Source organism: Pseudomonas sp. R62, from assembly GCF_000257605.1.
In the GTDB taxonomy this organism is placed as follows: Bacteria; Pseudomonadota; Gammaproteobacteria; order Pseudomonadales; family Pseudomonadaceae; genus Aquipseudomonas; species Aquipseudomonas atacamensis.
Genome location: NZ_JH635998.1, coordinates 309,047 through 317,325 on the forward strand (window position 1 = coordinate 309,047; position 8,279 = coordinate 317,325).

Here is an 8,279-nt window from a genome sequence, read left to right on the forward strand (position 1 = left end):
ACCAGCCATGGGTTGGGGGCACGACAAAAACAAGAGGATTTTCTCATGGCTAAAATCGGATTCATCGGCACCGGCATCATGGGCCACCCAATGGCGGCGAACCTGCAGAAAGCCGGTCACAGCCTGTTCCTGTCGCAACACCACGACGCGGCCCCGGCCGATCTGGTCGCCGCTGGCGCCGTCGCCCTGGCCAACCCGCGCGAAGTGGCGCAGGAAGCCGAATTCATCATCGTCATGGTTCCGGATACTCCGCAGGTCGACGACGTGCTGTTCCGCGCCGACGGTGTTGCCGCCGGTATCGGTAAAGGCAAAGTGGTCATCGACATGAGCTCGATTTCGCCGACCGCGACCAAAGCCTTCGCCGCCAAGATCAACGAGAAAGGCGCGCAGTACCTCGACGCGCCAGTGTCCGGCGGTGAAGTCGGCGCCAAGGCCGCCACCCTGAGCATCATGGTCGGTGGCGACGCCGATGCCTTCGAACGCGCCCTGCCGCTGTTCCAGGCCATGGGCAAGAACATCACCCTGGTCGGCGGTAATGGCGACGGCCAGACCGCCAAAGTGGCGAACCAGATCATCGTCGCGCTGAACATCCAGGCCGTAGCCGAAGCCCTGCTGTTCGCCTCGAAAAACGGTGCCGATCCGGCCAAGGTGCGTGAAGCGCTGATGGGCGGTTTCGCTTCTTCGAAGATTCTCGAAGTGCACGGCGAGCGCATGATCAAAGGCACCTTCGACCCGGGCTTCCGCATCAGCCTGCACCAGAAGGACCTGAACCTGGCCCTGCAAGGCGCCAAGGAACTGAACATCAACCTGCCGAACACCGCCAATGCCCAGCAGGTGTTCAGCACCTGCGCGGCCATCGGCGGCAGCAACTGGGACCACTCGGCGCTGATCAAGGGCCTGGAACACATGGCCAATTTCTCGATTCGCGACAATAAATAAAGCCTGCACAAAACCCTGTGGGAGCGAGCCTGCTCGCGAAAGCGGCTTCACATTCAACATCCATGTTGGCTGACATACCGCGTTCGCGAGCAGGCTCGCTCCCACAAGGGTTCCGAGTTGCCCTTTCGAATAACAAGAATTCCGGGAGCCCGCCATGTCGGTCGATCCGCAACAACTGCTGCGCGAGCTGTTTGCCACAGCCATCGACGCGGCCCATCCGAACCAAGTCCTCGAAGCCCATTTGCCTGCCGATCGCACGGGTCGGGTGATCGTCATCGGCGCCGGCAAAGCCGCTGCTGCCATGGCGCAAGTGGTCGAGCGCTGCTGGGAGGGTGAAGTCACCGGCCTGGTGGTGACCCGCTACGGCCACGGCGCTCCGTGCGAAAAAATCGAAGTGGTCGAAGCCGCACACCCGGTGCCGGATGCGGCGGGTCTGGCCGTGGCCAAACGTGTGCTGGAGCTGGTCAGCAACCTGACTGAAGACGACCGCGTGATCTTCCTGCTCTCCGGCGGCGGCTCTGCCCTGCTCGCCCTGCCAGCCGAAGGCATCACCCTTGCCGATAAGCAGTCGATCAACAAAGCCCTGCTCAAATCCGGCGCAACCATCGGCGAGATGAACTGCGTGCGCAAGCACCTCTCGGCGATCAAGGGTGGCCGCCTCGGCAAGGCCTGCTGGCCGGCGACGGTTTACACCTACGCGATTTCCGATGTGCCGGGCGACCTCGCCACCGTCATTGCCTCCGGCCCGACCGTGGCCGACCCGAGCACCTCAGCCGAAGCACTGGCGATTATCAAGCGCTACGGCATCGACATTCCTGCCTCCGTGCGCACCTGGCTGCAAAGTCCGCAATCGGAGACGGTCAAACCCGGCGACCCAAGCCTGGCGCGCAGTCATTTCCAGTTGATCGCCCGCCCGCAGCAATCGCTCGACGCGGCTGCGGTGAAATGCCGTCAGGCCGGTTTCAGCACCTTGATTCTCGGCGACCTCGAAGGCGAATCCCGTGAAGTGGCGAAAGTCCACGCCGGCATTGCCCGGCAGATCATCAATCACGGCCAGCCGCTGGCGGCGCCGTGCGTGATTCTCTCAGGGGGTGAAACCACCGTGACTGTGCGCGGCAACGGCCGTGGCGGACGCAATGCCGAATTCCTCCTCAGCCTGACCGACAGCCTCAAGGGCCAGCCCGGCGTCTACGCGCTGGCCGGCGACACCGATGGCATCGACGGCTCGGAAGACAACGCCGGCGCAATCATGACCCCGGACAGCTACGCCCGCGCCGCCGCACTGGGTCTGAGCGCCAGCGACGAGCTGGATAACAACAACGGCTACGGCTACTTCCAGGCGCTTGATGCGCTGATCGTCACCGAGCCGACCCGCACCAATGTCAACGACTTCCGCGCCATTCTGATCCTTGAGAACTGCAAATCATGACGCCTGATAAAAAGGTCAAAATCCTCGCCACCCTCGGCCCTGCGGTCGACGGTATCGATGACATCCGCGAGCTGGTCGAGGCCGGGGTCAACATCTTCCGCCTGAATTTCAGCCACGGCGATCACGCCGACCACGCCAAGCGCTATCAATGGATCCGCGAAGTCGAGCGTCAGCTCAACTACCCGCTGGGCATTCTGATGGACTTGCAGGGCCCGAAACTGCGCGTCGGCAAGTTCGCTGACGGCAATGTGCAGTTGCATCGCGGTCAGGCGTTCCGCCTCGATCTCGATACGACAGCGGGCGATGAGCGCCGGGTCAACCTGCCGCATCCGGAGATCATTGCCGCGCTGGACGCAGGCATGGATCTGCTGCTCGACGACGGCAAGCTGCGCCTGCGCGTGGTCACCAAGTACGCCGATGCAATCGACACCACCGTGCTCAACGGCGGCGAACTGTCTGATCGCAAAGGTGTGAACGTGCCGCAAGCGGTGCTCGACCTGAGCCCGCTGACCGCCAAGGATCGCCGCGATCTGAGCTTCGGCCTGGAATTGGGTGTGGACTGGGTCGCGCTGTCGTTCGTGCAGCGCCCGCAGGACATTGTCGAAGCCCGCGCATTGATCGGCGACAAAGCCTTTCTGATGGCGAAAATCGAAAAGCCTTCGGCGGTCGAGCAATTGCGTGAGATTGCTGAGTTGAGCGACGCCATCATGGTCGCTCGCGGTGATCTTGGTGTGGAAGTGCCGGCGGAAAGCGTGCCGCAGATTCAGAAAAACATCATCACCACCTGCCGTGCGCTGGGCAAACCGGTGGTGGTGGCGACGCAGATGCTCGAGTCGATGCGTTTCTCCCCTGCCCCAACCCGTGCCGAGGTGACTGACGTCGCCAACGCCGTGGCCGAAGGCGCCGATGCGGTGATGCTCTCGGCGGAAACCGCGTCCGGTGAGTACCCGCTGGAAGCCGTGCAGATGATGAGCAAGATCATCCGTCAGGTTGAGAACGGCCCGGATTATCAGACCCAGCTCGACGTCAGTCGACCGAAAGCCGAGGCGACGGTTTCCGATGCGATCAGTTGCGCGATCCGCCGGATCAGCAACGTGCTGCCGGTGGCGGTGCTGGTCAATTACAGCGAGTCCGGCGCCTCGACGTTGCGCGCATCGCGGGAACGGCCGAAAGCACCGATCCTCAATCTGACGCCGAACCTGCAAACGGCGCGGCGCTTGAGCGTGGCGTGGGGCATTCATTCGGTGGTCAACGATCGCCTGCGCCAGGTCGACGAAGTCTGCTCGACCGCACTGGAGATTGCTCAGGCGCAAGGCATGGCCGAGCGTGGCGACACGCTGCTGATCACCGCTGGCGTGCCGTTCGGGCAGCCGGGGTCGACCAATTCGCTGCGGATCGAAACGTTGATTTAACCCACCCTAAAAGTGGGTGCATAACCTTGTGGCGAGGGGATTTATCCCCGTTGGGCTGCGAAGCGGCCCCCCATCGGAGAATGCGGTTTCTCTGTGGAAACCGTCACACCCTCAAAAGCGACGACTGCTGCGCAGCCGAACGGGGATAAATCCCCTCGCCACAGTCACTTGCAAGACCTTTTGATGTTCCAACTGCCCAGATTTTCTCAACATGCCTGCCAATCACTTCAACACCCACTGCCCCGACTGGGCCGAGGCTTTGCTCAACGGTTTCAGTCAGATTTTCTTCCAGCGCCATCCACTGTGCGGCCTGCTGTGTCTGTTGGCGATTCTGCTGACCGCGCCGGTGCTGTTCGCCGGGGCGCTGCTCGGTGGCGTTGCCGGTCTGCTCACCGCGCAGCGGCGCAACTACGCCAAGGCCGATCGCCAGGCTGGTCTGTTCAGCTACAACGGCGTGCTGCTCGGTCTGCTGCTGAGCCTGTATTTCCCTTGGTCACCGCTGCTGCCGCCGTTGATTCTTGCGGCGGGCGGCTTGAGCGCGATGCTCACGCAGCAATGGCTCAAACACGTGTACCGCAGTCGCGCCATACCGGCGTATACCTCGCCGTTCGTGGCGCTCAGCTGGGTGCTGCTGATGTTCGCCGAGCCGTCCACACCGGCGGCATCGGTCGACCTGAACACGACAAATCTGCTCGCCGCTGAACTGCGCGGATTCGGCCAAGTGATGTTCCTCGACCATCCATTGGCCGGGGCGTTGATCGCCAGCGGTTTGCTGCTCGCCGATCGCCGTGCGTTCTGCTGGGCGCTGCTGGCGTCGGCGATCGGCCTCGGTTCCAGCCTGCTGCACCACGAAACCTCCGCCGCACTGCTCGGGCTCGGTGGCTACAACGCCGTACTCGCCGCCCTCGCCTTCAGCTCGCAACGGCAACATCCGTGGCTGCCGCTGCTCGCCATTGTTCTGGCGCTGCTGGTGACGCCGCTGTTTGCTGCCATTGGATTGGCGACTCTGACCGCACCGTTCATCCTCGCGTGCTGGTTGATCCGGGCTGGCATTCAAATGCTTGGCAAAGCGTCGCTTGCGCATGAGTCTTGCGCTCACGAGGAGAATCACCCTAGGCTGCGCTGATCTTCGATTCAGGCGTTATCCATGGACAGCAGCAACAATTGGCGCGAACGGCTTTACGTCATGATTTTCCAGAGCGACACCCCGGCCGGGCGTCGCTTCGACGGCATCCTGCTGGTGATCATCCTCGCCAGCCTGGTGATCGTGATGCTCGACAGTATCGACAGCATTCACCGTAATTACGCCGACGTTCTGGCCTATATCGAGTGGGGCTTCACGGCGATCTTCCTCGGCGAATACATCCTGCGTCTGTACTGCTCGCCCAAGCCGCTGCGCTATGCCTTCAGCTTTTATGGCCTGGTGGATCTGCTGGCGATCGTGCCGGGCATCCTCGCGCTGTACTACAGCGATGCGCAGTATCTGCTGATCATCCGCATCATTCGGATGCTGCGGATTTTCCGCGTGCTCAAGCTCAGCCCGTATCTCAAACAAGCCAACTATCTGATGTCGGCGCTGCGTGGCAGCAAGCAGAAAATCGTCGTATTTCTGGTCAGCGTGTGCACGCTGGTGACAGTGTTCGGCACGCTGATGTACGTCATCGAAGGCCCGGAACATGGCTTCACCAGCATTCCCAAAGGCATCTATTGGGCGATCGTGACCTTGACCACTGTGGGCTTCGGCGACATCGTGCCGAAGACGCCGCTGGGCCAGGTGATTTCCTCGCTGGTGATGATCACCGGTTACTCGATCATCGCCGTACCCACGGGTATTTTTACCGCAGAACTGGCCAATGCCATGCGCGGCGAGCAGCTGCAACATGACTGCCCGGGCTGTCAGAAAAAGACCCACGAGCAGAGCGCGGCGTTCTGTTCGCGCTGCGGTAGTCAGCTGTTCAAGAAAGTGGAATAAGCACAGAGCTTTTTAATCTTTAAGCGACTATGCGAGGCCCGCTATAGTCGCTGGCAAATCGCCTCATTTTTGACACGACACCCCACAGAACAAGGAATGCGCAGTGAAAAAACTCTTTGGCGCCTCACTTCTCGCCGCCGGCCTGGCCTTGGCCAACATCGCTCAGGCTGCACCGACGCTGCTTAACGTTTCCTACGACGTGATGCGCGATTTCTACAAGGACTACAACACTGCGTTCCAGAAGCACTGGCAAGCCGAGCACAACGAAAACATCACCGTGCAGATGTCCTTCGGCGGCTCGAGCAAGCAGGCGCGTTCGGTGATCGACGGCCTGCCGGCTGACGTCATCACCATGAACATGGCCACCGACATCAACGCCCTTGCCGACAACGGCAAACTGGTCCCGGACAACTGGGTCACGCGCCTGCCGAACAACAGCGCGCCGTTTACCTCGGCCACGGTGTTCATCGTCCGCAAGGGCAACCCGAAAGCTTTGAAAGACTGGCCGGATCTGCTCAAGGATGGCGTGCAGGTGATCGTGCCCAACCCGAAAACTTCCGGTAATGGCCGCTACACCTACCTGTCGGCCTGGGGCTATGTGCTGAAAAACGGTGGTGACGAGAACAAGGCCAAGGACTTCGTTGGCAAGCTGTTCAAGCAGGCGCCGGTGCTCGATACCGGTGGCCGCGCCGCCACCACCACGTTCATGACCAACCAGATCGGCGACGTGCTGGTGACCTTTGAAAACGAAGCGGAAATGATCGCTCGCGAGTTCGGTCGCGATCAGTTCGAAGTTATCTACCCAAGCGTCTCCGCGGAAGCCGAGCCACCGGTTTCGGTGGTCGACAAAGTGGTCGACAAGAAGGGCTCGCGCGCTGCGGCTGATGAGTATCTGAAGTACCTGTGGTCGCCGGAAGGACAGGAAATTGCGGCGGCCAACTACCTGCGCCCGCGTGACCCGGCGGTGCTGGCGAAGTACACCGACCGTTTCCCGAAAGTCGACTTCCTTTCGGTGGAGAAGACCTTTGGTGACTGGCGCACGGTGCAGAAAACCCACTTCAATGATGGTGGCGTGTTTGATCAGATTTATAGCGGGCAGTAAGGCTTGATCTGAAAAATCAAAAGGCGACCCACCGAGGTCGCCTTTTTGTTGCGTGGGAATACCGGTCATTACACGGCGTAATAACAGTTATCATCCGAAAACGTCTTCTGCCAGTCCACGTTGTCCATTAGCCTCAGCCCTTTCCTGTGCCCGACCCGAGATCCCCTATGACCACCACTCCTCACGCAATGACCCGAGGCATGGTCCTGCTGTTCGCGTTCTGCTGCGGCGCCATTGTTGCCAACATCTACTACGCACAACCGATTATTGGCCTGATCGCGCCGGACATCGGCCTCTCCGACACCATGGCCAGTTTCATCGTCTCGCTGACGCAGATCGGCTATGCGTTGGGTCTGTTCTTTCTGGTGCCGCTGGGGGATCTGCTGGAAAACCGGCGGCTGATGATCATCACCACGGTCGTGGCGATTGCCAGTCTGCTTGGCGCCGCGTTCACTGAACAGCCGAACGTGTTCCTGCTGATCTCGCTGCTGGTCGGCTTCAGCTCGGTGTCGGTGCAGATCCTGATTCCGCTGGCCGCGCATCTGGCGCCGGAAGAATCCCGTGGTCGCGTGGTGGGCGGGATCATGGGCGGTTTGCTGCTGGGCATTCTGTTGGCGCGACCGGTGTCGAGTGTGGTCGCCGATCACCTCGGCTGGCGCGCCATGTTCATGATCGCCGCAGCGTTGATGGCGGCAATCAGCGTGGTGCTGGCGCTGACCGTGCCCAAGCGCCAGCCGGATCACAGCGCAACTTATGGCCAATTGATCGGCTCGCTGTGGACACTGCTGCGCCAGCAACCGGTGCTGCGTCAGCGGGCGTTTTACCAGGGTTGCATGTTTGCCACGTTCAGCCTGTTCTGGACCGCCGTGCCACTGGAACTTGCACGCAACCATGGCCTGTCGCAAAGCGAAATCGCCATCTTCGCCCTGGTCGGCGCCATCGGTGCCATCGCCGCACCAATCAGCGGCCGCCTCGCTGATGCCGGCCACACACGTAGCGCCTCGCTGCTGGCCATGCTGTTCGCCAGCCTGAGCTTTCTCCCCGCCTTCATCCACCCGGCCTATAGCGTCATCGGCCTGGCCGTGACCGGCGTGGTGCTGGACTTCTGCGTGCAGATGAACATGGTCCTCGGCCAACGCGCGGTGTACTCGCTGGACGCGAAAAGTCGTGGCCGTTTGAACGCGCTGTACATGACCAGCATCTTCATCGGCGGCGCCTTCGGCTCCTCGGTGGCCAGCGCGGTGTACGAGCATGGCGGCTGGTTGTGGATCGTGATTGTCGGCAGCGTGTTTCCGTTGTTGGCGTTGGTGCGGTTTCTGAGTGTTTCACGACGCGCTTCATTGGCCACGGCTTAAGGCTTCAAAAGCTTCGCGAGCAAGCTCGCTCCCACAGGTTTTGGGTGACCTTCGAATCACTGCAATGCAC

General features: G+C 61.3%; 7 protein-coding genes. All 7 read left to right on the plus strand.

Features of this window, described 5'->3' with window-relative positions:
- The first annotated feature begins 45 nt into the window (after window positions 1-45).
- The 7 genes from OQK_RS02875 (at window position 46) to OQK_RS02905 (ending at window position 8,209) form a co-directional block, all read left to right on the plus strand.
- A complete protein-coding gene (locus OQK_RS02875; protein WP_016771028.1) occupies window positions 46-939 on the plus strand; it encodes a 2-hydroxy-3-oxopropionate reductase in 894 nt (297 codons plus the stop codon).
- A gap of 154 nt (window positions 940-1,093) precedes the next feature.
- A complete protein-coding gene (locus tag OQK_RS02880) occupies window positions 1,094-2,368 on the plus strand; it encodes a glycerate kinase type-2 family protein (RefSeq protein WP_016771029.1) in 1,275 nt (424 codons plus the stop codon).
- Window positions 2,365-3,780: a pyruvate kinase gene (gene pyk, locus OQK_RS02885; RefSeq protein WP_016771030.1), complete on the plus strand. Its 1,416-nt coding sequence runs from the start codon at window positions 2,365-2,367 to the stop codon at window positions 3,778-3,780. The genes OQK_RS02880 and pyk overlap by 4 nt, the downstream gene beginning before the upstream one ends.
- A gap of 211 nt (window positions 3,781-3,991) precedes the next feature.
- Window positions 3,992-4,906, plus strand: coding sequence for an urea transporter (locus OQK_RS02890; RefSeq protein WP_016771031.1), 915 nt, complete (start codon window positions 3,992-3,994; stop codon window positions 4,904-4,906).
- Between the two features lie 21 nt (window positions 4,907-4,927).
- Window positions 4,928-5,752 (plus strand): ion transporter, encoded by an 825-nt coding sequence (locus OQK_RS02895; protein ID WP_016771032.1) that lies wholly within the window; start codon window positions 4,928-4,930, stop codon window positions 5,750-5,752.
- 103 nt (window positions 5,753-5,855) lie between these two features.
- Window positions 5,856-6,854: a sulfate ABC transporter substrate-binding protein gene (locus OQK_RS02900; protein ID WP_016771033.1), complete on the plus strand. Its 999-nt coding sequence runs from the start codon at window positions 5,856-5,858 to the stop codon at window positions 6,852-6,854.
- Window positions 6,855-7,021: 167 nt separating this feature from the next.
- On the plus strand, window positions 7,022-8,209 hold the full coding sequence (locus OQK_RS02905; protein ID WP_016771034.1) for an MFS transporter: 1,188 nt from the start codon (window positions 7,022-7,024) through the stop codon (window positions 8,207-8,209).
- Window positions 8,210-8,279 lie beyond the last annotated feature (70 nt).